Annotated in this window: 24 protein-coding genes and 1 tRNA gene; 15 read left to right on the top strand and 10 right to left on the bottom strand. The window is 72.0% G+C overall.

The window, feature by feature from the left end; genetic code table 11:
- The first annotated feature begins 526 nt into the window (after positions 1–526).
- Entirely contained in the window at positions 527–730 is a 204-nt protein-coding gene (locus IQ251_RS16910) for a hypothetical protein (RefSeq protein ID WP_193929574.1), read from the top strand.
- Positions 731–770: 40 nt separating this feature from the next.
- Here IQ251_RS16910 and IQ251_RS16905 read toward each other — a convergent pair whose 3' ends face one another.
- Entirely contained in the window at positions 771–1,313 is a 543-nt protein-coding gene (locus IQ251_RS16905; RefSeq protein ID WP_193929573.1) for a histone-like nucleoid-structuring protein Lsr2, read from the bottom strand.
- Between the two features lie 360 nt (positions 1,314–1,673).
- Between IQ251_RS16905 and IQ251_RS16900 the strand changes: the two genes are divergently transcribed.
- Positions 1,674–2,051 (top strand): histone-like nucleoid-structuring protein Lsr2, encoded by a 378-nt coding sequence (locus tag IQ251_RS16900; protein WP_193929572.1) that lies wholly within the window; start codon positions 1,674–1,676, stop codon positions 2,049–2,051.
- Positions 2,052–2,178: 127 nt separating this feature from the next.
- Here IQ251_RS16900 and rbsK read toward each other — a convergent pair whose 3' ends face one another.
- Complete coding sequence (gene rbsK / locus IQ251_RS16895) at positions 2,179–3,078, bottom strand: ribokinase (protein ID WP_370591467.1); 900 nt, start codon at positions 3,076–3,078, stop codon at positions 2,179–2,181.
- Positions 3,079–3,182: 104 nt separating this feature from the next.
- On the opposite strand from rbsK, the gene IQ251_RS16890 reads away from it, so the two are divergent.
- Positions 3,183–4,259, top strand: a complete 1,077-nt coding sequence (locus IQ251_RS16890; RefSeq protein ID WP_193929570.1) for a hypothetical protein — start codon at positions 3,183–3,185, stop codon at positions 4,257–4,259.
- Positions 4,260–4,310: 51 nt separating this feature from the next.
- Here the strand turns inward: IQ251_RS16890 and IQ251_RS16885 are convergent, their stop codons facing one another.
- From IQ251_RS16885 to IQ251_RS16870, 4 genes are all read right to left on the bottom strand, one after another.
- Positions 4,311–5,183 (bottom strand): spermidine synthase, encoded by an 873-nt coding sequence (locus IQ251_RS16885; protein WP_228047249.1) that lies wholly within the window; start codon positions 5,181–5,183, stop codon positions 4,311–4,313.
- Between the two features lie 40 nt (positions 5,184–5,223).
- Positions 5,224–5,619 (bottom strand): adenosylmethionine decarboxylase, encoded by a 396-nt coding sequence (gene speD, locus IQ251_RS16880; RefSeq protein ID WP_193929569.1) that lies wholly within the window; start codon positions 5,617–5,619, stop codon positions 5,224–5,226.
- Positions 5,620–5,691: 72 nt separating this feature from the next.
- A complete protein-coding gene (locus IQ251_RS16875) occupies positions 5,692–6,897 on the bottom strand; it encodes a type III PLP-dependent enzyme (protein ID WP_193929568.1) in 1,206 nt (401 codons plus the stop codon).
- Positions 6,898–7,066: 169 nt separating this feature from the next.
- Positions 7,067–8,569 carry a PucR family transcriptional regulator gene (locus tag IQ251_RS16870; protein WP_193929567.1) on the bottom strand — a complete coding sequence of 501 codons (1,503 nt, stop codon included), beginning with the start codon at positions 8,567–8,569 and terminating at the stop codon, positions 7,067–7,069.
- 172 nt (positions 8,570–8,741) lie between these two features.
- On the opposite strand from IQ251_RS16870, the gene IQ251_RS16865 reads away from it, so the two are divergent.
- From IQ251_RS16865 to IQ251_RS16830, 8 genes are all read left to right on the top strand, one after another.
- The gene (locus tag IQ251_RS16865; RefSeq protein ID WP_193929566.1) at positions 8,742–9,611 is read left to right on the top strand and encodes an FAD binding domain-containing protein; all 870 of its coding nucleotides are present in this window, start codon (positions 8,742–8,744) and stop codon (positions 9,609–9,611) included.
- Complete coding sequence (locus IQ251_RS16860) at positions 9,602–10,078, top strand: (2Fe-2S)-binding protein (protein ID WP_193929565.1); 477 nt, start codon at positions 9,602–9,604, stop codon at positions 10,076–10,078. Before IQ251_RS16865 ends, IQ251_RS16860 begins: the two co-directional genes overlap by 10 nt.
- Positions 10,075–12,417 carry a xanthine dehydrogenase subunit D gene (gene pucD, locus IQ251_RS16855; RefSeq protein ID WP_193929564.1) on the top strand — a complete coding sequence of 781 codons (2,343 nt, stop codon included), beginning with the start codon at positions 10,075–10,077 and terminating at the stop codon, positions 12,415–12,417. The genes IQ251_RS16860 and pucD overlap by 4 nt, the downstream gene beginning before the upstream one ends.
- A 142-nt stretch (positions 12,418–12,559) precedes the next feature.
- Positions 12,560–13,051, top strand: a complete 492-nt coding sequence (locus tag IQ251_RS16850) for a nucleoside deaminase (protein ID WP_193929563.1) — start codon at positions 12,560–12,562, stop codon at positions 13,049–13,051.
- A 29-nt stretch (positions 13,052–13,080) separates the two neighbouring features.
- Positions 13,081–13,674: a nucleotidyltransferase family protein gene (locus IQ251_RS16845; protein WP_370591466.1), complete on the top strand. Its 594-nt coding sequence runs from the start codon at positions 13,081–13,083 to the stop codon at positions 13,672–13,674.
- Between the two features lie 116 nt (positions 13,675–13,790).
- The gene (locus tag IQ251_RS16840) at positions 13,791–14,108 is read left to right on the top strand and encodes a hypothetical protein (protein WP_193929562.1); all 318 of its coding nucleotides are present in this window, start codon (positions 13,791–13,793) and stop codon (positions 14,106–14,108) included.
- A gap of 46 nt (positions 14,109–14,154) precedes the next feature.
- Positions 14,155–14,802 (top strand): TetR/AcrR family transcriptional regulator, encoded by a 648-nt coding sequence (locus tag IQ251_RS16835; RefSeq protein ID WP_370591465.1) that lies wholly within the window; start codon positions 14,155–14,157, stop codon positions 14,800–14,802.
- 144 nt (positions 14,803–14,946) lie between these two features.
- Positions 14,947–15,654 carry an MOSC domain-containing protein gene (locus IQ251_RS16830; protein ID WP_370591464.1) on the top strand — a complete coding sequence of 236 codons (708 nt, stop codon included), beginning with the start codon at positions 14,947–14,949 and terminating at the stop codon, positions 15,652–15,654.
- Positions 15,655–15,697: 43 nt separating this feature from the next.
- Here the strand turns inward: IQ251_RS16830 and IQ251_RS16825 are convergent, their stop codons facing one another.
- Positions 15,698–15,919 carry a DUF3618 domain-containing protein gene (locus IQ251_RS16825; protein WP_193929560.1) on the bottom strand — a complete coding sequence of 74 codons (222 nt, stop codon included), beginning with the start codon at positions 15,917–15,919 and terminating at the stop codon, positions 15,698–15,700.
- A 155-nt stretch (positions 15,920–16,074) separates the two neighbouring features.
- Here IQ251_RS16825 and IQ251_RS16820 point away from each other — a divergent pair.
- Positions 16,075–16,151, top strand: a tRNA-Leu gene (locus IQ251_RS16820).
- A gap of 71 nt (positions 16,152–16,222) precedes the next feature.
- Here the strand turns inward: IQ251_RS16820 and IQ251_RS16815 are convergent.
- Together IQ251_RS16815 and IQ251_RS16810 are read right to left on the bottom strand one after the other, a co-directional pair.
- Positions 16,223–16,441 carry a DUF397 domain-containing protein gene (locus IQ251_RS16815; protein ID WP_193929559.1) on the bottom strand — a complete coding sequence of 73 codons (219 nt, stop codon included), beginning with the start codon at positions 16,439–16,441 and terminating at the stop codon, positions 16,223–16,225.
- A 25-nt stretch (positions 16,442–16,466) separates the two neighbouring features.
- On the bottom strand, positions 16,467–17,279 hold the full coding sequence (locus IQ251_RS16810; RefSeq protein ID WP_193929558.1) for a helix-turn-helix domain-containing protein: 813 nt from the start codon (positions 17,277–17,279) through the stop codon (positions 16,467–16,469).
- 688 nt (positions 17,280–17,967) lie between these two features.
- Here IQ251_RS16810 and IQ251_RS16805 point away from each other — a divergent pair.
- Entirely contained in the window at positions 17,968–18,483 is a 516-nt protein-coding gene (locus tag IQ251_RS16805; protein WP_193929557.1) for a hypothetical protein, read from the top strand.
- A gap of 76 nt (positions 18,484–18,559) precedes the next feature.
- Here the strand turns inward: IQ251_RS16805 and IQ251_RS16800 are convergent, their stop codons facing one another.
- Complete coding sequence (locus IQ251_RS16800; protein ID WP_193929556.1) at positions 18,560–20,191, bottom strand: DUF885 domain-containing protein; 1,632 nt, start codon at positions 20,189–20,191, stop codon at positions 18,560–18,562.
- 71 nt (positions 20,192–20,262) lie between these two features.
- Between IQ251_RS16800 and IQ251_RS16795 the strand changes: the two genes are divergently transcribed.
- Complete coding sequence (locus IQ251_RS16795; protein WP_193929555.1) at positions 20,263–21,084, top strand: GNAT family N-acetyltransferase; 822 nt, start codon at positions 20,263–20,265, stop codon at positions 21,082–21,084.
- A 142-nt stretch (positions 21,085–21,226) separates the two neighbouring features.
- On the top strand, positions 21,227–22,429 hold the full coding sequence (locus IQ251_RS16790; RefSeq protein ID WP_193929580.1) for an MFS transporter: 1,203 nt from the start codon (positions 21,227–21,229) through the stop codon (positions 22,427–22,429).
- Positions 22,430–22,478 lie beyond the last annotated feature (49 nt).

The raw sequence follows: 22,478 nt of genomic DNA, 5'->3' as shown, positions 1-22,478 counted from the left end.
AGACAGTTCGCTGTTGAGTTCTCAAAGAACACACCAACCGGACTTCCGTCCGGCTCAGGTGATTTGCTCCGCTCATCGCGTTGCTGATTACTCTAAACCATCGTGTTTTCCGGGGTCAAACCGGGGGGGTCGGTATCAACCCCGCCGAACTAAACCACCGAACACGACCGGTGCGCACCGCTGAAAAGCAGCCCGCGAGTCGGTCAGCATCCCGACAAGCTCGAAGTTATCAAATACTGCGCCCCGCTCTCACCGAGGGGGTCGTCCTCGCTCGTCCCGGTCTTCACCGGTCCGTGCCGCGCTGACTTGAAGTAATCTACACACCGGTGAAAACCGGCTGAACACCACCCCCCTCTTAACGACGTCCGCGCAGGTCAGCACGTATTCGACGGGTCTTCGGCCACGACGTGACCCGGGCACGGCAAGACCCCAGGGGGATCACGTTCGTGTGGTCCTCGCTCGCTGCCCGGAATCGGGCGGCGTACGCGGGTAACCTCCCGGTGGATCTTCGGAACGGGGGTAAGCGGTGGATTCGACACCCATCTACAGCGAACTGCGCAAGAACCTGATCGACCCGGAGGACACCAACTGGGGAACCAGTTCGCCTCCGGAATTCGCCGCGGCTCTCACCGAGCGGGCCGAGCAGAGCACCAAGACCAAGGCGGACTCGAAGACGAAGAAGGGTGGCCGGACGGCCGGGCGCTCGCGCAGGCATCGCGCCGAGGACTGACCGGCTTTTCCACGCGCGAGGACGTCCGGCGCGCTCGGGATCAGTCTGTGGCGGAGGAGAAAAGCGGCAGCGCGACCGCCGGAACGGCGGCGTCGTCCTCGTCCTGCTGCTCCGGGCGCTCCGCGGCATCGGGCGCCTCAGTTACCTGGGACTCCGCAGGACGGGACTCGTCGGCGGACCGGGACCCCGTGGGCCGGGAACCGGACACCGCGGCCTCGTCGGCAGCCGGGGCGGCCGCCTCGGACTCCTGTTCCTGCGCGTCGTCGGCCGCGTCCGGGCTCTTCTGCCGGTGCAGCTGCTCGCGACTGCGCTGAGCCGCTCCCCGGATCTGTTCGGTGAGCTGCTTGTTCGCCCGGCGGTTGGTCTCGTCCTCGCGCTCCTGCTGGCGCTTGGTCCGGTCCGGTGCCGGCTTCGGTGAACGCGCCTTGGCGATGTAGCCGTCGAGCACCGACCGCAGTTCTTTCGCGTGGCCGTCATTCAGGTCGATTTCGTACGACACGCCGTCCAACGCGAAGGTGACGGTGTGTTTGGCTGGCGACCCGTCGATGTCGTCGACGAGTTCGACCTGAATCCGCTCGGCCATGATCACCTGTCTCGGGAACGTGCCCCGCCTCTATTCGCGACACCTGCAGGCGAGAGCAACTGCGGCCCCCGGGTCACGTTGTAGCACGGGCCCCCGCCGCTGTCTCGCCCTTCACCATAGAACAGCACTGCAGCGGGCCGATAACCGCCGTGCGGGTCATCTGCAGGCGATCGGTGGCCACGCCGCGCGCTCCTCCCCTCCCCGACAGTAGCCGAGCCGGGAGCATTCGAAAAGTTACCTGGGACACACCCGGGAAAGCAGTATCCTCGGGTGGAATGGCGTCCCGGCCATCTATTATTGTTCGCCCGCTCCACCTGCACCCCGAAGTGCGGGAACTACGATCGGGAATCGAGGGTTATCGTGGCGCAGAAAGTCACCGTTCAGCTCGTGGACGATGTCGACGGTTCGACGGCGGACACGACCGTGGAGTTCGCGCTCGACGGGGTCGAGTACACCATCGACCTGTCCGAGGACAACGCCGAGTCCTTGCGTGAATCGCTGGCGTCCTACGTGGAGAGCGCACGCCGCGCCGGCGGCCGCAAGCGCGCCAAGGGCAAGCAGGGTAAGGCGGTCAAGCAGAACAAGCAGAACAAGCAGAACAAGGCCGCGGCACCGAACACCGCCGACCGGGAGCGGAACCAGGCCATCCGCGAATGGGCGCGCAACCAGGGAATGCAGGTTTCCGACCGGGGGCGCATTCCCGCCGAGGTCGTCGAGGCGTACGACAACGCCCAATGATCCCGGGACACCGGTGATCCACGGGCACCGGTGAATCCAGGGAGCCGCCCTGATCGCGAGGCCCGCCGGATCGTGCGCGCATGGCGGCCGTCCGCGCCGAGGAACCGGGACCGCCGGACGGTGCGCGTCACCGCTCGGACAGGAACCGGTCCACCTCGGCCCGCTCGGGCATCGCCGCAGTGGCCCCGTTGCGCTGCACGGACAACGCCGAGGCAGCTGCCGCTCGGCGCATCGCCCGCTCGACCGGGCTCCCCGCACCGAGCTCGGTGGCCAGCACGCCGGCGAAGGTGTCCCCGGCCGCGGTCGTGTCCACCGCCGGCACCGGGAACGCCGGGACCTCGACGACATCCCCGTCGCGGTTGCCGTAGACCGATCCCGCCGATCCGCGGGTGATCACCGCTTCGCCGACCAGCTCCAGCAAGCCGCGCAACGCTTCGCGCGGTTCCGCGGACCCGGTCAGCACCGCCGCTTCGTGCTCGTTGGGCACGAGCAGATCGACGTCGGCGAGCAGCTCGGCGGGCAGCTCGGCAGCCGGAGCGGGCGTGAGCACCACCCGCGCACCGCGGCGCCGCGCCGCGCGGGCCGCGGCCGCCACCCCGGGCAGCGGGATCTCCAGCTGCAGCAGCAGGCAGTCCGACTCGTCGAGCACCCGATCGTCGCCGTCGGCCAGGTCGTCGAGGGCGGCGTTCGCACCGGGCACCACCACGATCGAATTCGCCCCGGCGTCGTCGACCACGATGTGCGCGGTCCCGCTGGCTCCGGGCACCACCCGCATCCCCGCGACATCTACAGTGGACTCCCGCAGGTTGCGGGTGATCCGGTCGCCGAACTCGTCGTCGCCGACCGCGCCGATCATCCGCGTCCGCGCCCCCGCTTTCGCGGCCGCGACCGCCTGGTTGGCGCCCTTGCCGCCGGGAGCGGTGCGGAATTCCCTGCCGAGCACGGTCTCCCCGCGCCCCGGAGCGGTGGGCACGTAGGCCACCAGGTCCATGTTGCAACTGCCGAATACCGTCACCGTCGTCGTCACACCGGCCATGATGGCCGATCCCGGTACCGACCAGGGCGCGGGCGGGTCGCCCGCCGGAACGCGACGTACGATGCCGGGCAACCGTCGAGGAGGAGCGAAACGCGGTGGACTACGCGGTGACAGCGGATCTCGAACCGCCGGCCGGAGTGGACCGGCTCGATCCGCTGCAGCAGGAGGGGATCGCGGCGGTCCTGGACCGCTACCTCGCGATGGTCGAGGGCGTGTCGGGCCCGGGCGATGCCGACATCGACGTGCTCGATTACCGCATCACGGTGCACCACACCGGTGCGAACGTGCTGCTGGCCCTGGACGCCCCAGCCCTGGCCGCGGCCGAGGAAGCCGCGGCCTCGGTGCTGCACGAGCTGATCGGCGAGAGCGACGTCCTGGCCGACTGGTCGGTGGCCCACTCCGAAGTGCGCCTCACCGAGGACGAGTTCAACCAACGGTTGGCGGCCGCGGAGAACGGGGACGCGGACACCGAACTGGAGGCCGCGGTCGAGGAGGCGCTGGACACCAGCGTCCCCGAGCCGGCGATGGACGTGGAGCACTGGCGCACCCGGCTGGTCGAGCTCTCCGAGCAGCTGCGCGCGTTCTCCCCGGACGCCTTCGGCCCGGCACCGGTCCGGTCGGCAGGCCGGATCGCGGCAGGTTCGCTGATCCACGGCATCCGGGTGGTCACCGACGAGCTCTTCTACGACGAACTGGCGCTGGCGGTGAACAACGCGACGGTGGCCGATGCGGTCGGCCTCCTCGTGCTGGAGGAGCTGCCGCCCTGCTACGCGCACCGGTACGACTCGCACTTCGCGCGGTCGTTCCTGCTGTCCTCGGCCGCGGTGGCCGCGCAGCTGACCGCACCGGAGTGGCAGGGCCCGCGCACGGTGGCCGAATCGCTGGCGCTGCGGCTGATCGTCAACGAGGCGCGGGTGGTGCTGGAAGCCGCGGAGCTCATGGACTGGGCCACCAGCGAGGCGGTGTTCGCGCAGTTCAGCGAACAGGCCTTCGCCGCCGTGCCGAGCGAGGAACTCTACGCGGTGGATTTCGCCCTGGGCGGCCAGGACCAGCTCGTCCCGATCGCGCACGCGGACGAGGTGGAGGACGGTCTGCGCGAGCGCGGGTTGGCGTTCGAGCAGTGGTTCCGCCCCCGCGGCGGACCGGTGGGGCATCACCCCTACCTGAGCTGACCGGGGGTGCGGGGCGTCCTGGCCGCCAGAGCGCCCCGCACCCGCCGCGGCTCAGCTCTGGTTGCGCACCGAAAAGGGCGCGACCGTGCAGCCGATGATGCTGGCCTCGTCGATGGTGGCCGGCTGGTACCGAGCCTTCGAGAAGTTCTCCAGCAGCACGTTCGTCGAGTCGTCGAGTTGTTCTACCCGCCCGAACAGGAAGGCCCACTCGTGCTCGTCGGAGCCGAAGTAGGCCACGGTGTCGAACAGCTTCTGGAAGCGGTTGTGCGCGCGGACCAGGGTCTCGTTGCGCCACAGGGTCGGGCTGCCCGCCTGCACCGCGACGACTCCGCCCGGGGACAGCACGGTCTGCGCCCGGAGCAGGAACTGCTCGCCGTAGAGGCGGTTGTGCTGCCCGTCCGATTCGTCGGCGCGCTCGTCCGGCAGGTCCACGACCACGACGTCGTAGCCTTCCGGCGGAGCCTGCTCCAGGAAGGACCAGCCGTCCGCGAAGTGCATCCGGACCGGGCCGTCCCCGCGTTCGGCCGCGGCGAGTTCGTCCTGGTCGTAGCCGTACGGCAGGAGTTCGGCGCACCGGCGCACGCACTCCTCGTCGATGTCGACGTGGTCGACGAGGCTCGCCCCGGCCTGCACCGACATCTGGCTGGCCACGCCCTCACTGGAGCCGATGATCAGCACGCGCTCGATCTTGTCCGCGAGCAGGAACGCCGGCACCATCATCGCCTCGTGGTAGACGAGTTGGGAGTACTCGGTGCTCTGCCGATCGTCGTCGCAGAACAGCGAAATGCCCTGTCCCGTGCGGCCGATCACCATGTGCTGGTAGGCGGTGTCGCCTTCCCACAGCACCTCGTCGACCCGCCACAGGCGTTGCATGTCGGCGCCCAGCGGCTCCTTGATCCAGCGGTGCCCGTCGAGTTCGATCAACGCCTGCCCTCCTTGAAATCCGTTGCCCGGTAGGGCGTTGTCACGACGCCACCGCGGCGAAATCCCGGCCGCGCTGCACGGTCTGCGTGTTCACGGTGCTCGGTTTCAGCGCCTGCGCGATCAGTTCGACCGCTCGTTCCGGCTGCGCGGTGTGCCCACAGGTGAAGACGTCGATGAAGATCGAGCCGTCCTCCGGGTACGTGTGCATCGAAGCGTGCGATTCGGACAGCAGCGCCAGCACTGTGACACCTTGCGGCTCGAACCGCTCGGCGATCATCTGGCACACGGTGGCACGCGATTCGCTCAGCGCGCCGTGCATCGTGTCCCGCAGGAACTGCTCGTCGTCGAGCAGTTCCGGAGCCACACCCTCCAGTTCGGCAAGGACGTGCTGGCCGGTGAACAAGCCCACCGGCGGCGTCCCGGTGTCAACGGACATCTATCGACCTCCCATCGTTTCGCATGATCGTGAATGGGCACAGACTTGGTCGGCCGACGGGGCCGCGGTGTTTCACCGCTGTTCGCCGTCGACGCAGTAGGTGGGCAGCGGCGTGAAGCCGTTGAAGCCCACCGAGCTGTAGCTGGCCGTGTAGGCCCCGGCGCTGAGCAGGTCCACCCAGTCACCGGATCGCAGCGTCACCGGCAGCTCGTACCGGGTCCGCTGGTAGAGGACGTCGTCCCCGTCGCAGGTCGGGCCCGCGATGACGACCGGACCGGTGGGATCGTCGTCCCGCGCGGTCCGCAACCGGTACGCGATGGCCTCGCCCTCGGTCTCGGCGAGGCCGTTGTACCGGCCGATGTCGAGGTACACCCAGCGCCCCGCCCCGTCACCGGCTTCGCTGACGAGGACGACTTCGCTACGCAGTACCCCGGCGTCCCCGGCGATGTAGCGACCGGGTTCGATCAGCAGTTCCGGGCGGTCCGCGCCGAACTCGCGCTGCAGCGCCCGCTCGATGGCCAGCACGTAATCCTCGGTGCGCGGCGTGTCCTCGGTGTAGGCCGCGGGCAGCCCGCCGCCCAGGTCGACCATCCGCAGTGGCGCGCCTGCGCGGGCGCAGTCGGCGAAAACCCGCCCGGCTGCGGCAATGCCATGTTCCCAGGCATTCGGATCGAGCTGCTGCGAACCGATGTGGAACGACACCCCGTACGGATCCAGGCCCAGTTCCCGGGCGCGGACCAGAAGCTGGGCCGCGCTTTCCGGCGCGCAGCCGAACTTGCGGCCGAACGGGGTGCGCGATCCCTCGTTGTCCACGAGCACCCGGCAGAACACCGCGGCACCGGGAGCGCATTCCGCGATGGCGGCGAGATCGGCGGCGCTGTCCGTGGCGAACAGCCGCACGCCCTGCTCATGCGCGCGGGCGATGTCGCGCGGTTTCTTGATCGTGTTGCCGTAGGAGATCGACGCGGGATCGGCGCCCTCGGCCAGGCACAGATCGATCTCACCGGGACTGGCGACGTCGAACGCGGAACCGAGGGCGACGAGTTCGCCGACGACCTCGGGAGCGGGATTGGCCTTGACCGCGTAGCAGATCCTCGCGTCCGGGAGCGCTGCCCGCAGCTGCCGGTAGCGGCTGCGCACCGTCGCCAGATCGACCACGAGGCACGGCGTCTGCGGAGCGTGCTCGTCGAGGAAGCGCCGCACCGGGTCCGGTCCGGCTGATCGTGTGGTGCCGCTCGGACGGTCCGTCACTCCGGTGGTGGCGGACAGATCGGTCAATCCCGGTACCTCCAACTCGCGGCGAACTGATCGACGAACTGTGAACGGGCGAGCGCCCCGGGCAGTGCGCGACTGCGACCAAGCACGGTACCGCGCCCGCGAGCGGATTTCGAACCACCTGCCCCCGGCGACCGGGGACGACGGGCCGGGTGTGAGCACCCCCACGGGGCTACGCGCGTTCGGAGATCGGCTCCGGGCCACCGGGCGCCTCCGCGCGCAGCGCGAGGAAGAAGTCGACCCGGGTCGGGAAGTGGCCCAGGTCCCGCCCGGTGAGCTCCTCGACGCGGCGGATGCGGTAGCGCAACGTGTTCACGTGCAGGTGCAGCCGCTGCGCGCACTGCGTCCACGACCCGGAGGACTCCAGGAAGGCGCGCAACGTCCCGGTCAGGTCCGAACCGTGCGCGGCGTCGTAGGCGAGCAGCTCGGCCAGCAGCCGGTCCCGGTAGGAGCGGCGGAGCTCGGCCGGAACGGAGGCCAGCAGCACGTCGTGCGTGGCGAGTTCGGCCGCGCCGGCGATGCGGACCGCTCCGGGTGCTCGTTCGGCCAGCCTGCGCGCGTGCACGGCCTCCTCCAGCGCGGCGCGCAGGCCGCCGATACCGGTGATGTCGCTGATCCCGGCGGCGACCGGTTCGTCGGCCGAGCCGGCGTCGGCGGCCAGTGCGCGCAACCGGTCCTCCAGCCGGAGCAGGTGGTCTCGGTCGTCGGCGAACAGCGCGGCGGCGGCGTCGCCGAGCGGGGCGGTCACCGCGGCCAGGCCGCTCGCGGCGGCGAGCTCGGCCAGCAGCGCAGCCGACTCCCCCGCCGCACCGGAGCGCAGCGCCACCACGCGCAGCGGTTCACCCGGCGGCAGCCCCGCGGCCTCCAGCCGGGCCACGGCGTCCGTGCCGCTCGACGTGCCGTCCAGCAGCCCACGCATGGCCGCTTCCGCCGAGCGGCCCGCGATCCGGCGCGCCTCGTCGACCCGCGCCCGCACCAGCGCGGCCACCGTGCCCAGCTCTCCGGCCACTCCCTCGTGCTCGGCGGCGTCGGAGGTGCCGCGGATCACCACCAGCCAGCGGGACGCGCGGGGGCCGGGACCCGCGTCGACCGGCCAGACCGCGAGGTCCCCGCTCACCCGACGCGGCAGCCGACCCGCGGCCGCGTCGCGCACGGCGCGGTGCTCGGCGGCGGTCAGCTCGGCGGTACCCGCCACGGTCCAGCCCGCTGCGGAGACGATCCAGCAGTCCGCGGCCAACCGTTCGGCGGCCAGGGCCAGCACGCGGTCCGGGGAGGCCCCGGCGGCGACCGCGGCCACCAGGTCGTGCCGCGGGACCGGGCGCTGCACCCGGTCGGCCAGCGTGGAGAAGCTCACCGACAGCGGAACCTCGAACGCCGGGATGCCGTGTGCCGCGCAAGCGCGCACCAGGTCGCGCGGGGTCTTGCCGAGCCGGGCGGTGCCGCAGGCCAGGCCGGCCACCCCGGCGTCGGCCAGCGCGGCGGCGAAACCGTCCGAGTCCTGCGCACCGCCGTGCCACACGAGTCCGCTGAGCACGAGCTCCCCGCCGGAGAGGTAGCGGCGCGGATCGGGCAGGTCGGTGATGTACACCCCGCGCACCGGCCGGTCCAGCGCCTCGCGACCGGTCAGCAGGCGCAGGCCGAGGGAGGTGTCGCCCAGCAGGTCCGCGAGCAGCACAGCAGCCTCCTCTCCGGACGCGGATCGCCGGTGATCGTGGCCGTTCGTAGGAACATCCTAATCGGGTGCCTTCGCCCGAGAGGTTTTTCGGTGTTTCCACCGCTGGTCAGCGCCGTATCCCGGTGGTGTGCTGAACGGGTTGGCGACACCGATGCGGACAGGAGACCGGCCCGTGGAATTCCTCCGCCCGGCGTCGTGGGGCGAAGCCCTGCGCGCCAAGGCCGACCACCCGGAGGCGGTGCCCGTCGCGGGCGGCACCGATCTGCTGGTCGAGCTCAACTTCGGGCACCGGCGGCCGGACGCGATCCTGGACCTGACCCGGGTGCCGGAACTGGCCGAGTGGTCCCGCGCGCCCGAGCAGCTGCGCATCGGTGCCGGACTGCCCTACGCCCGGCTGATCGACGAGCTGGGCGGCGAGCTGCCCGGGCTGGCGGCGGCCTCGCGCACCGTCGGCTCACCGCAGATCCGCAACCGGGGCACGGTCGGCGGCAACCTGGCCTCGGCCTCCCCCGCAGGCGATGCCCTCCCGCCGCTGCTGGCCGGCGGCGCGCAGGTGGAGGTGGCGTCGGTGCGCGGTGCGCGCACGATCCCCGCGGACGAGTTCTGCACCGGGGTCAAGCGCAACGCGCTCGCCGCGGACGAGCTGATCGCCGCCGTGCACTGCACCCCGGCGACCGGTCCGGAGCAGTTCGCCAAGGTCGGCACCCGCAACGCGATGGTGATCGCGGTGTGCTCCTTCGCGATCAGCCTGCATCCCGCGCGGCGCGAGGTCGGCACCGGCATCGGCTCGGCCGCACCCACGCCGCGCCGGGCCCGGGACGCCGAACGGCTGCTGGGCGAGGAGCTCGACTGGGACGGGCGCGGCGCGCTGCCGGATGCGCTGGTGTCCCGGTTCGGTGAGCTGGTCGCCGCCGCGGCCGATCCCGTCGACGACGTCCGGGGCAGCGCCGCCTACCGCAGGCACGCGCTGTCCGTGCTCGCCCGTCGGACCCTGCAGCGGGTCTGGCACGACCACTCATCCGGGAGGCCGGAATGCGCCTGACATGCACCGTGAACGGCCAGCAGCGCGAGGCCGACGACGTGTGGGAAGCCGAGAGCCTGCTGCACGTGCTGCGCGAACGCCTCGGCCTGCCGGGCTCGAAGAACGCCTGTGAGCAGGGCGAATGCGGTTCGTGCACGGTCTACCTGGACGACGTGCCGGTCTGCTCCTGCCTGGTGGCCGCGGGGCAGGCCGAGGGCAGGCGGGTCCGCACCGTGGAGGGCATCGCCGACGGCGAGCAGCTCGACCCGGTGCAGGAGGCGTTCGTGCGGACCGGTGCGGTGCAGTGCGGCTTCTGCACCCCGGGGCTGATCGTGCAGACGCATGACCTGCTGCGGCACAACCCGGCGCCGAACGACGCGGAGATCCGCGAGGCGCTGGCCGGGAACCTGTGCCGCTGCACCGGCTACCAGAAGATCGTGGACGCGGTGCACCTCGCGGCCGGGCAGGACGGGGAGGTGCCGGCATGAGCACGCCGCGCGAGCTGGCGGACACCGCCACCGGCGGGATCGGCGCATCGGCGCTGCGCCCGGACGGGGTGCTCAAGGTGCGCGGGGAGTTCGCCTACTCCTCGGACCTGTGGGCGGAGGACATGCTGTGGGGCGCGACGCTGCGCAGCCCGCACCCGCACGCGCGGATCCGCGGTATCGACATCACGGCGGCGCTGCAGGTCCCGGGCGTGCACGCGGTGCTCACGCACGAGGACGTGCCCGGCCGCAACCGGTACGGGCTCAAGCACGTCGACCAGCCGGTGCTGGCCGAGGACCTGGTGCGCTTCCGCGGCGAACCGGTGGCGCTGGTGGCCGCCGACCACCCGGAGACGGCGCGGCGCGCCGCCGACCGCATCGAGGTCGACTACGCGGTGCTGGAACCGGTGACCGATCCGCAGCGCGCCGCGCACGACGAGTCGCTGCCGCGGCTGCACCCGGACGGCAACGTGGTGCGCCACCAGCGCGTGGTGCGCGGCGATCCGGACGCGGCCGCGGACGTGGTGGTGTCCGGCACGTACACCGTGGGCATGCAGGACCAGGCGTTCCTCGGCCCGGAGTCCGGGTTGGCGATCCCGGCCGAGGACGGCGGCGTGGACCTGTACCTGGCGACCCAGGACCTGCACAGCGACCGGGCGCAGACCGCGGCCTCGCTGGGGCTGGACCCGGAGCTGGTGCGGATGACGATGTCCGGAGTGGGCGGTGCGTTCGGCGGCCGCGAGGACCTGTCGATCCAGGTGCACGTGTGCATGCTGGCGCTGCGCACCGGGCGGCCGGTGAAGATGGTCTACGGCCGCGAGGAGTCGTTCTACGGCCACGTGCACCGGCATCCGGCCACGATGTACTACGAGCACGGCGCCACCCGCGACGGCCGGCTGGTCTACGTCAAGGCGCGGCAGTACTTCGACGGCGGGGCTTACGCGTCCAAGACACCGGTCGTGGTCGGCAACGGCACGACGCTCGGCGTGGGGCCCTACGAGGTGCCGAACGTGCAGGTCGAGGGCTGGGGCCTGTACACGAACAACCCGCCGTGCGGAGCGATGCGCGGACTCGGCGCGGTGCAGCCGACATTCGCCTACGAGTCGCAGATGGACAAGCTCGCCGCCGCGCTGCAGCTGGATCCGGTGGAGCTTCGGGTGCGCAACGCGATCGCGCAGGGCGGCACCATCCCCACCGGGCAGCGGCTGGACTACCCGGCGCCGGTGGCCGAACTGCTGCAGCGGGTGCGCGATCTGCCGATGCCGGACGAGCGCAGCGCCCCGCACCGGAGCGGCGGCCCGGTGGACGTGCGCGAACTGCCGGGCGGGGCGTCGAACACCACGCACGGCGAAGGCGTGGTGCGCGGCGTCGGGTACGGCGTGACCATCAAGAACATCTGCTACGCCGAGGGCGCCGACGACTTCTCCACCGCGCGGGTCGGCCTGCAGGTGGTCGGTGGCGAGCCCGCCGCCCTCGTGCACACCGCGGCTGCCGAGGTCGGCCAGGGCGTGGTGACGGTGCAGCAGCAGATCGCGCGCAGCGAGCTCGGCGTGCAGCGGGTCGCGGTGCACCCGAACGACACGAGCGTGGGTCCGGCCGGGTCAAGTTCGGCCTCGCGGCAGACCTACGTCACCGGCGGTGCGGTGCAGCTGGCGTGCCAAGCGGTGCGCGAGGCGCTGTTCGAGCGGGCCGGGGAGCTGTTCGACGTCCCGGCGGAGGGGCTGTCGCTGGAGGGCGGCAAGCTGGTCAGCGACGGCGGCGGTGTGCTGGGCGAGCTCGCCGAGGTGCTCGGCGACGAGGTGATCGAGCGCACCCGGCGCTACCACCACCGCCCCACCTTCCCGATGGACGAGGACGGCCGCAGCGAGCGGGTGCAGGTGCAGCACGCGTTCTCCGCGCACCGCGCCGTGGTGGACGTGGACACCGAGCTCGGGCTGGTCAAGGTGGTGCAGCTGGCCTGCGCGCAGGACGTGGGCAAGGCGATCAACCCGGACTCGGTGCGCGGGCAGGTGCAGGGCGGTTCGGCGCAGGGCCTCGGCCTGGCCGTGATGGAGGAGGTGCAGGTCAGCGGCGGAATGATCCGCAATCCGTCGTTCACCGACTACCTCATCCCGACGATCCTGGACATGCCGCCGGTGGAGATCGACCTGCTGGAGCGCGCCGATCCGAACGCGCCGTACGGCGTGCGCGGAGTCGGCGAACCGCCCACGATCTCCACGACGCCCGCCGTGGTGTCCGCCATCCGGCAGGCCACCGGGCTGGAATTGGCGCACACCCCGGTGGCCCCCGAACACATCGCGATAGGAGACGTTTCCCCAGGACTTGCGCAGCGATGCGGGTAGCGGAACCTCGGGCGCCGGCTCGGTCCGGGAGCGCCGACTCAGGTATGTCGAGACATCGCGCTGGAGCTGTCCTCCCGAGGCGAGGTGACCCGCGGCGGTGCAGGGTGCGTGCCCCGTGGAAGCGGCTGCCGCCGCTTGGGAAATGAACAACACTAGGAGCGCCGTGCAGCAGGAGCAGGAATTCATGCGGCTGGCCGTTCGCCTCGCCGAGAAGAGCGTCGCCGAGGGCGGCGGACCGTTCGCTGCGCTGGTGGTGCGCGGGGACGAGGTCGTGGCCACCGGCATCAACCGGGTCACCTTGGATACCGATCCCACCGCGCACGCCGAGGTGTCCGCGATCCGGGCCGCTTGCCGCGAGCTCGGCGAGTTCGAGCTGGCCGGGGCGGTGCTGGTGAGCTCGTGCGAACCGTGCCCGATGTGCCGGGCCGCGGCCATGTGGGCGCGGTTGGACCGGGTGCTCTACGGCGCCGACCGGCACGACGCCGCGGCCGCCGGGTTCGACGACCGCGCCTTCCACGAGGCGTTCCGCGATCCGGACGCCCCGGCGCCCGCCCCGCAGCACCAGGTGGTCACGCCGGACCGCACCGCACCGTTCGCGGCGTGGTCGGCCAAACCGGACCGCATCGACTACTGATCCCGCGCTCGCGGCGGGTAGGTTCGGCGGTGGGAGGCATCGTGCGGACCGAGGTCGCGGGGATCGTGCTCGCCGCAGGCGCGGGCAGGCGGTTCGGCATGCCCAAGGCCCTGGTCGAGCACCGCGGATCGCTGCTGGTGGACCGCGCGCTGGCCGTGCTGGCCGACGGCGGCTGCGCACCCGTCGCGGTGGTGCTCGGCGCGTCGGCGGACGAGGTGCTCGACCGCGCGCAGCTGCCCGGCGCCGTGATCGTGCACAACCGGCTGTGGCCGAGCGGGATGGGTTCCTCGCTGCGCGCCGGGCTGGACCGGCTGGCCGAGACCTCGTGCGCGGCCGCGGTGGTGCTGCCGGTGGACATGCCGGGTGTGACGTCGGCGGCAGTGCGCCGGTTGCGCGCGCACGCGGGGCCGGACTCGCTGGCCGCGGCCTCGTACGCGGGGATGCGCGGGCATCCGGTGCTGCTGGGCGCCCGGCACTGGCCGGGCGTGCGCGCGGCGGCGACCGGGGACGCGGGCGCCCGCGGGTACCTGCGCGAGCGCGAGGTCACCCTGGTCGGCTGCGATGATGTATCGGAAGGATTCGATGTTGACCAGCCGGGAGACCTCGACGAGGTCACCCCGTAGAGTCGGCGGCCACGTATGGGCTGACCGGCCCGCAACCGTTGCGCATCGGATGCCGCGTCGCACCACGATCGCAGGCGTCGCACGATCGCCGAGCATGCCGGAGGCGGAGGCAGTTAATGGCTAGCGGACACATCACCGCGAACTACGTGCCCGACGGTGAGGACTGGCTGATCACCGTGACATCGGACACCGATGCGCGCACCGAGCGCGCGCCCGGCCTGATCGCGGCCCGGGACAAGGCGGAACAGCTGATCGAGGAGCTCGCACCGAGCGCGGTGGGGCGGGTGGTGATCCACCTGCTCGACGGGGACGGTTTCGCCTTCACCACCGCCTACCTGCAGGCCCGGCACGGACTGTCCGACGAGGCCACCGCGCAGGCCGCCGCGGCCGCCACGGGTGCCGCCGCCGCGGGGGGACCGGCCGCGCCGCAGTGACGCCCGGCGGCGAGCCGGGGCCGCCCGCTGTTCATAGGATGTCCGCGTGGAGGTGCCGATGGGCGGTGCGCGCGGGGAGGAGTCGCCGGTGACCAGCGTCGAACCGGGCCAGTCGACAGGAGCGGGCCGGGGAAGGCCGCGGGACGCGAGCCGGGACGCCGCGCTGCGCGAAGCCGCGATGGAAGTGCTGGCCGACGTGGGCTACCGCGCGCTGACGATGGATGCCGTCGCCGCGCACGCTCGGGCCGGCAAGGCCACGATCTACCGCCGCTGGGACTCCAAGCTCGACCTGGTGATCGACACCTGCAACGAGCTGGTGCAGCGCAGCATCGTCGAACCGGACAACGGGTCGGTCCGGCTCGATCTCGGCGAGTTCCTGCGCTCGTTCGCGACGTTCCTGACCGGACCGGTGGGCAAGGCGGCGCAGGCGCTGGTGGGTGAGCTGCCGCACGAACCGGAGCTGGCGGCGTCCTTCCGCGAGTCGTTCCTGCTGCCGCAGCGCGACATGCTGCGCCGGATCATCGAGCGCGGTATCGCGCGCGGCGAGATCCGCGCAGACGTGCCGATCGACACCGTGGTGGAGCTGGCCGGTGCGGGGCTGATCTACCGGCTGATGCTCACCGACGATCCGCTGGACACCGGATTCGTGGACCGGCTGCTCAACGAGGGCCTGCTGCCGCTGCTGGGTGCCTGAACCCGCACCGGCGGATACCGCGGCGCAGCGCAGCGGGCTAGGGTCGTTTCCCAAGCGGCGGCAGCCGCTCCCACCCGGCACGCAGCCCGCACCGCCGGGTTCCAAAGCACTCCCCCAGGTCCGGAGGCCGCGATGCTCGGGAATGTGGCGAGTCTGCACAGGTGGCCGGTGAAGTCGCTGCGCGGGCAGCGGGTGCGCGCCGCGCGGTTCGACGAGCGCGGCATGGCCGGGGACCGCGCACACGTGCTGCTGGACGGCCGGCCGGAACGCAGCGGGAACGTGCTGACCGTCCGGCAGAACCCCGACATGCTGAGCTGGTCGGCGTCCTGCGGGGACGATCCGGATCCGGACGCGCCGCCGGTGCTGCGTTCGCCGGCGGGTGCGGAGCTGCCGTGGCGGGATCCGCAGCTGCCCGCGGTGCTGGCGGAGTCGCTGGAGATCCCGTTGAGCCTGCGTACCGCGGACGGGCAGCAGGACCGCGGGCCGACGGTGCTGGTCACCTTCGAGGAGTCGCTGCGCGCGCTGGGCGCCGAGCTGGGCGCGGAGGTGGATCTGGCCCGGTTCCGCACGAATCTGCACCTGCGCACCGGGTTGCCGGCCTTCGCCGAGGAGCGGTGGGAGCCGGGGACCGTGCTGCGGGCCGGTGCGGTCCGGTTCGAGGTGGTCGGCGAACACGCGGGCCCGTGCATCCGGTGCGCGGTGCCCAGTTGGGACGCGTTCGGCGGCCAGCGGTGGCCGCAGTTGCAGAAGCACCTGATCGACGAGCACGAGAACAAGTTCGGCGTGATCGTGCGCGTCACGCGGGCCGGCGAGGTGACCGAGGGCGACGAGGTCGAGGTCGAGCCGGGGTGAGCGGCCGCGGCCTCCGGGCAGCACCCGGAGGCCGCGGGCGGTCTCAGCGGAACAGCTTGCGCACGACCACCACGGTGACCAGCGCACCGACCCCGATCAGCGCGTAGCGCACCCGGGGGTCGTTGAGCTTGTCCTGCACGCTCGCCTTGCCCTGCTCGACGAACCGCTGGGGGTGCGCCTTGACGCTGAGCTCGTCCAGCGTGGAAGCCAGCGCGGTGCGCGCCTGCTCGATATCGCGCTCAATGGCGTCGGGATCACGTGCCACGTGTCCTCCTCACGTTCACCTGGCTGCCGACAACCGTAGAGCACCGGGCGGGCGGGGTCGCAGCGGCGGTTCGCCGTGTCGCGCCCGGCGGTGCGGATGCCGCCCGGGCGGTCCCGATCGATACGCTGTCGGCGCGGGGCGCTCGTCCGCCTCGCGGGGTCGTAGCCCAATCGGCAGAGGCACTAGGTTTAGGTCCTAGGCAGTGTGAGTTCGAATCTCATCGACCCCACCAGCAGCACGCCCCGGGCTCCGCGGAACGACCTTCGCGGAACCCGGGGGCACTTTTCGGGCGGTCCCGGCAGATCAGCGGGCGACGTCGCCGCGCCGGACCGCGTCCAGGAACGACCTGAACGACGACCGCGACACCGCGAGCGTGCCGCGGTCCGGGTCGCCGGCCTCCTTCGTGTCCCGGATACCGGCCAGCGCGCCATCGGCGGTGAAGCCGACCTCGACGCACTGACCGCCTTGGCCGTTGCTGCGGCTGGACTTGCGCCACTGTCCGAATGCGGGGGTGCTGGGCATCGTGGCCCCCTTCGTTGTGCTCGTTTCACGCTTGCTGTGACCGTGCAGCTTTGTCGAGCATGACCCGAGAGTCGTCCGCACTCGCTGCCAGCCCGTCGAGCTGCTCGATCATGACGGTATAGCGCTCCACGTCGCCAGGATCTTCCTGGTACACCGCACCTCGGTCGTTCTCCAGGTAGGCGAAGGCCGGAGCCTCTTCCTCGGGGAACTGCATCAGGACGAACGATGCCGCCATCGCCGCGTGCGCCCCGGCCGAGAACGGAACGACGCGCAGCGACACATGATCCCACTTCGAGGCGGCGCTGAGGTGGTCCAACTGCTCCCGCATCGTTTCCGCGCTGCCGACCACGCGACGAAGGATCGCCTCGTTGAGGAAGGCGTTCAGCTCGGCAGGGTCTCCGGCGTTGAACTGTTCTTGGCGCTCTCGGCGCACCTGCACGACACGCGCCAGCTCGGTGTCACCGATGTCCGGACGTGCTGCGCGGGTGATCGCTTCGGCGTACGCGGGCGTTTGCAGCAGGCCCGGAACGAATTCGGCCTGGTACTCCCACAGCGTCGACGCGTCGCACTCGAAACCGACGAACTGGCGGAACCATTCGGGAACGGTGTCCCGGTAGCTCGTCCACCAGCCGCGCTGATTCGCCTCCTGGGCGAGCCGCAGCATGTTGTCCATCGTTCCGGCATCGGTGCCGTACAGCTGGCACAGCAACCGGACGTGCGGACCCTTGATCGCCTGCCGCCCCAATTCCACCTTGCTCAGCGTCTGCACGGTGATCTCCAACCACCCGGCGGCTTCCTCGCGACTCTTGCCCGCGCTCTGCCGGATCTGCCGCAGCATGGCCCCGAGTTGGCGGCGGCGGACGCTCGGTCCTGGCGACTTGGTCACGGTGGGTTCCTCATCGGCAACGGTGCGTGTCTTGGGCGTCGGCGAGTCTGCCACGGGCCAGCCTCGTTGTGATCAGCACGTACAGGATCAAGCGCCACCCGTTCGAGCGCACTTGAACACGCATGCTCCCCAGAATTCATTGTCATAGGCGCGCGCCTATGACAATGTAGCTCGCGGTAAGTGGTCAACAACTGAGCGTTGCTGACCCCGAACGCGCAGCGCTCCACCACGTCACAGCAACAGGCAGGTACCCGTGCCCCCGAATCTCGCGAAAACCGCCGCACGCCAGCTCATCCACATCCGGCGCGCCTCGTCCCGGACCGGTGCTCACCGTGCTTGATGCGCTGCTGCTCACCGCCACCACGTTCGCGATCTGGACCGCGGTCGCGATCCAGGCCATCAACGCCCGACGCAGCACACCCCCGGTGCCGAGTCGGCGCAGGCAGCGCGCTGCGCGCCGCGCGGCAGCCGCGATGCGCGCCCACGCGGGCCCGCACCCCGACATCGCGGCATCCGGCACCGGATCGCCGGACGGTCCCCTCCCCCGCGGTATCCGGCGAGACCTGTCGGCGTCCGGGACGCCGGGGCGTACCGCCGCGGACCCGGCTGTCGGCACCCCCGTGAGCCGGTGGCGGCCGGTATGCGGCTGACGCTGGCGCGCCCGCGCACCGGGCGCGGCGAACCGCCCACCGTGCACGCGTTCCCGGAAACCCCCGGCGACGGACCGTGGTCCGCGGTCTGCGGCGTGCAGGTGGCTCCGGGAGACGTCGAGGTCGTCGACGCGTTCACCGGCGCTCCGTGCCTGGTGTGCGCGTTGTCCGGCGCGACGGTCAGCGCGGCACCCGCGGTGCCCCGCGAGGAGATGGACGGCCCGCCGGTCGAGCTCAACGCGATCCCGGTCCTGCCGGACGAACCCGCCGAGCCGGCCGTCGCGGGCGCCCCGGCCGAAGTGCTGTTCGCGCTGTCCTGGCGGGAACAGGTCATCCACCGCGCCACCGCCGACGCACCGCGCGTCCCGCTCCAGGGCCGCACCCTCGTCCTCGGGGTGTGCGGCGTCCTCGGCTGGGGCCCGCTGCACGCGGTCCCGGACACCGGCGGCTGGGAACACTGCCCCGACTGCGACCACGCGTCGGGAACGACCGCGCCCCCGGGTTGACCCAGGTTCGTCCCCTCGGCAGAACCGCAGTTGAGCAGCGCTCGATGAGGAAGTGCCCGCCCTCCCGGAAAACGGGTCAGACCAGTTCGTGCCGCACGAGCGAGTCCACTGCGGACAGTGGTAGTGATCCGTTGCCGAGAACCAGGTCGTGGAACCGGGCGATGTCGAACCGCTCGCCCATCCGGCGCTGCGCGGTGGCGCGGATGCGGTCCAGTTCCCGTCGGCCGGCCAGGTAGGACAACGCCTGGGCCGGGAAGGCGATATATCTGTCCACTTCGGACTCAGCTTCGATCGGCGGCAAGGCGGTGTTCTCCAGCACGCAATCCACCGCGCGCTGCCTGCTCCAGCCCATCTCGTGCAGCCCGGTGTCCACCACCAGCCGCGCGCCGCGCAGCGCGTCCTGCGCGACCATGCCCAGCCGCTGCACCTCGTCCGAGTACAGGCCCATCTCGTCGGCGAGCCGTTCCGCGTACAGGCCCCAGCCCTCGGTGTAGGCGGTGAAGCCCAGCAACCTGCGCAGCGCCGGGAGCTCGGACACCTGCATCGCGCGGGCGAACTGCAGGTGGTGGCCGGGCAGCGCCTCGTGGAAGGCGACCACCTCGGCCGTGTAGCGCGGCCGCTGCTCGGCGCGGTGCGTGTTGGCGAAATACGTGCCCGGCCGGGAACCGTCGTCCGGCGGTGCCAGGTAGAAGCCGATCGGAGCGCTGACCGCATCCGCGGGCGGGACGGGCCGGACCTCGCATGGCTCCTCGGGCACCGCGCCGAACCAGCCCGGCGCCGCCGCGGCCGCCCGCCGCACGGCCGCGCGGGTGGTGTCCAGCAGCTCGTCGGCGTCCCGCCAGCGCAAGTCCGGATCGTCGCGCAGCCTGCGGAACACCTCCGCGGGCTCACCCCCGCCCAGCCGGACGATCTCCGGGCGCAGCCGCGCCAAGTGCTGCCGACCGGTCTCGTGCAGCTCGGCGGGATCCCGATCGTCGTTGAGGTGCGCGCGGATCAGCCCGCGGTAGATGTCGCCGCCGCCCGGCAGCCAGCACAGACCCGCTCGCTCCGGATGTCGGGACACCGGCGCGATCTCGGTGCGCAGCACATCGCGGTACCGGGCCAGCGCCGGATGCACCACCTCGGCGACCAGCTGCCGGCGCCGCTGCTCGACCGCCGCCGGCAGCGGGACCGCCAGCAGCGGATCGATGGCCGGGTCGGCGAGGTAGCGGTCCACGTGTTCGATCGCGTCGTCCACCAGGTGGCGCACCGGAACCCGACCGACCGCGATCCCCGCCCGGTGCCGCCGCGCGGTCGCCTCGGTGAACCAGCCGAACCCGCGCAGCCGGGCGAGCCAGCCCGCCACCTGCTCGTCGTCCTGCGGTGCGATCCGGCCGAGGTCGAACAGCAGACCCGGCACCGGGGCGAACACGTTGCCGATCACCGTGTACTCCGGCGCCAACGCGTCGAAGCGGTCCACCAAGGCGCGCGCCTGCTGCACGACCACCGCGACGGTCAACCGGTCCTGCAGCCCGGCGTGCTCGGTGTCCACCGCCAGCGCCCGGACGCGGAGCCGCTCGGCGCGTTCGCGCAGCGCCCACTCGGTGCCCGCGGACGGATCCGGCAGCCGGTGGTCGCGCCGGTGGTCGCCGCGCAGCGTGCCGGCAACCGGGTCGGCGTCCAACACGACCGCCAGCAACTCATCGGCCAGTTCCGCGGGCGTCGTCACGCGTTCATCCTGCACCCGGGGCCCGATCGGCCGCTGCCCGCGGACCGGGTCCGGACCGCCAGAATGGCGGGGTGGACCCGCTGCACGATCCGGACGACGACGCCCTGCTGCACCCGAGACAAGCCCGCGATCTGGCCGGGCTGGTGGAGAACGCACGCCTGGCCTCGGCCACCGTGCGCTACGGGACGCGCACCCGGGTGGGTGTGGCGACCGTCGTGCTCAACCCGGACGATCCGCTGCCGACCGCCAACCACGCGTGCGCGCTGTGGGGAACGCTGGCCGAGGTCGGCACCACGCTGCTCGCGCTGGAGGACGTGTTCGCCGAGGCGGGCCGCGCCGAAGCCGTCGTCTACGCCTCGCCCACCACCGTCGCCGAGATCGAGGGCATCGCCGACGACGCGGGCTGGCGCGCGGTGGAGGAGCAAGTCGCGCTGCTGCACCGGATCGACCGCCCGGCGAGCGGCGAGGTGCGGGCCGCAGCGGAGGCGGATCTGCCGTCGGTCGTGGAACTGGTCGCCGACGAAGCCGGCCTGCCGACCGCGGGCGAACGCGATCTGGTGCGCAACTTCGGGCACCGGGTGGACGATCCGCGCTGCGTGCTGCTGGTGGTCGACGATCCCGAGGCCGACCGGGTGGCCGGGGTCGTGCAGGGCTTCGTGGAACGCGGCGTCGGGCTCGTCGAACAGCTCATCGTGCGGCCCGGGCGGCGCGGCAGGGGGATCGGCCGAGCGCTGGCCGCGGCAGCCGTCGACGAGCTGCGCGAGCGGGGCGCGATGCTCGTCGCCTCGCACGGCGAGCAGGGCGGCACAGCCGAGCGGTTCGCCGAATCCTGCGGATTCGAAGCGGTTTACGACGTCACCGCCTACGCGCGCAGGCTGGACGAGGTCATCTGAAGCGGCCGGAGTGGCGCTGGTCGCACCCGCCCGGCCGCTGTTTGACCGGTCAACCAGTGCGTGCTTCGCTGAGTCCCGCTAACGGTTTGCCCCGTGAGGTCGGGGACGCGGCGAGGGGGAGCTGGTGTCGGAGCAGTCGGCGATGGCGCCGGAGGCGGAGTCGGGCACCGGATCCCTGCCGAAGGAGATCTGGATCCTCGTCATCGGCAGCTTCATCGTCGCCGTCGGCATGGGGATCGTGGCACCGGCGCTGCCCACCTTCGCGGCCAGCTTCGACGTCGGCGTCACCGCGGCATCCCTGGTCATCAGCGGGTTCGCGTTCATGCGCCTGGCCTTCGCCCCGGTCAGCGGGCGGCTGGTGTCCTGGTTCGGCGAACGCCCGATCTACGTGTGGGGCATCACGATCGTCGGCATCAGCACCACGGCGTGCGCGTTCGCCGGGTCCTACTGGCAGCTGTTGATCTTCCGCGGCCTCGGCGGCACCGGATCGACGATGTTCACCGTCTCCGCGCTGGCGCTGCTGGTGCGGCTGGCTCCCCCGCACCTGCGCGGGCGCGCGTCCGGGCTGTGGGCGACGAGCTTCCTGCTGGGCAACATCTCCGGGCCGATCATCGGCGGGCTCATGGTCGGGCTCGGGCTGCGGGTGCCGTTCCTGACCTACGGGGCCGCGCTGTTCGTGGCGGCGTTCGTCGGCTGGGCCCTGCTGCGCAACTCGACGCTGGCCGCCCCGCAGCGCGACGACACCGCCCCGGCGCTGACCGTGCCCGGGGCGCTGCGGATGCGCTCCTACCGCGCGGCGATGCTGTCCAACTTCGCCAACGGGTGGGCGGTGCACGGGGTGCGCATCGCGCTGGTCCCGCTGTTCGTGGCCGAGGTGCTGCGCGCGGACCAAGCGCTGGCCGGCGCCGCGCTGTCCGTGTTCGCGGCGGGCAACGCGCTGGTGCTGCTGGTGTCCGGCAGGCTCACCGACCGGATCGGCCGCAAACCGCTGGTGCTGACCGGCCTGCTGGTGTCCGCGGTGGGCAGCGCTTCGCTCGGGTTCACCGGATCGGTCGGCTGGTTCCTGGTGGCCTCGGCCGTGGCCGGGATGGGCGCCGGGATGCTCAACCCGGCGCAGAACGCGGCCGTGGCCGACCTGATCGGCTCGCAGGGCAAGGGCGGACCGGTGCTGGCGGCGTTCCAGATGGCCTCCGACCTGGGCGCGATCCTCGGTCCGCTGGTGGCCGGACTGCTGGCCGACTCGGTGTCCTACGGCGCCGCGTTCGGGGTGACCGGGCTGACCGCGGTGCTGGCGATGCTCGTGTGGGCAGGAGCGCCGGAGACCCGGCCCGCCCGCCAGGTGTGACCACCCGCTCCCCCGGGTAGTCATCAGGGGCCGCCGCGTGCGGTTGCTG

It is taken from the genome of Saccharopolyspora montiporae, from assembly GCF_015209505.1.
Lineage (GTDB): Bacteria > Actinomycetota > Actinomycetes > Mycobacteriales > Pseudonocardiaceae > Saccharopolyspora > Saccharopolyspora montiporae.
The sequence above is the reverse complement of the archived record's forward strand: the minus strand, read 5'-3'. Positions and strand labels throughout refer to the sequence as shown.

What these genes read in the sequence shown, in the direction of transcription:
- IQ251_RS16860 (WP_193929565.1), top strand. Translation starts at nt 9,602, where the DNA reads ATGCGCCTGACATGCACCGTGAACGGCCAGCAGCGCGAGGCCGACGAC.
- IQ251_RS16805 (WP_193929557.1), top strand. Translation starts at nt 17,968, where the DNA reads ATGCGGCTGACGCTGGCGCGCCCGCGCACCGGGCGCGGCGAACCGCCC.
- IQ251_RS16840 (WP_193929562.1), top strand. Translation starts at nt 13,791, where the DNA reads ATGGCTAGCGGACACATCACCGCGAACTACGTGCCCGACGGTGAGGAC.
- IQ251_RS16905 (WP_193929573.1), bottom strand. Translation starts at nt 1,313, where the DNA reads ATGGCCGAGCGGATTCAGGTCGAACTCGTCGACGACATCGACGGGTCG.
- IQ251_RS16850 (WP_193929563.1), top strand. Translation starts at nt 12,560, where the DNA reads ATGAACAACACTAGGAGCGCCGTGCAGCAGGAGCAGGAATTCATGCGG.
- IQ251_RS16815 (WP_193929559.1), bottom strand. Translation starts at nt 16,441, where the DNA reads ATGCCCAGCACCCCCGCATTCGGACAGTGGCGCAAGTCCAGCCGCAGC.
- IQ251_RS16810 (WP_193929558.1), bottom strand. Translation starts at nt 17,279, where the DNA reads ATGCTGCGGCAGATCCGGCAGAGCGCGGGCAAGAGTCGCGAGGAAGCC.
- IQ251_RS16790 (WP_193929580.1), top strand. Translation starts at nt 21,227, where the DNA reads ATGGCGCCGGAGGCGGAGTCGGGCACCGGATCCCTGCCGAAGGAGATC.
- speD (WP_193929569.1), bottom strand. Translation starts at nt 5,619, where the DNA reads ATGTCCGTTGACACCGGGACGCCGCCGGTGGGCTTGTTCACCGGCCAG.
- pucD (WP_193929564.1), top strand. Translation starts at nt 10,075, where the DNA reads ATGAGCACGCCGCGCGAGCTGGCGGACACCGCCACCGGCGGGATCGGC.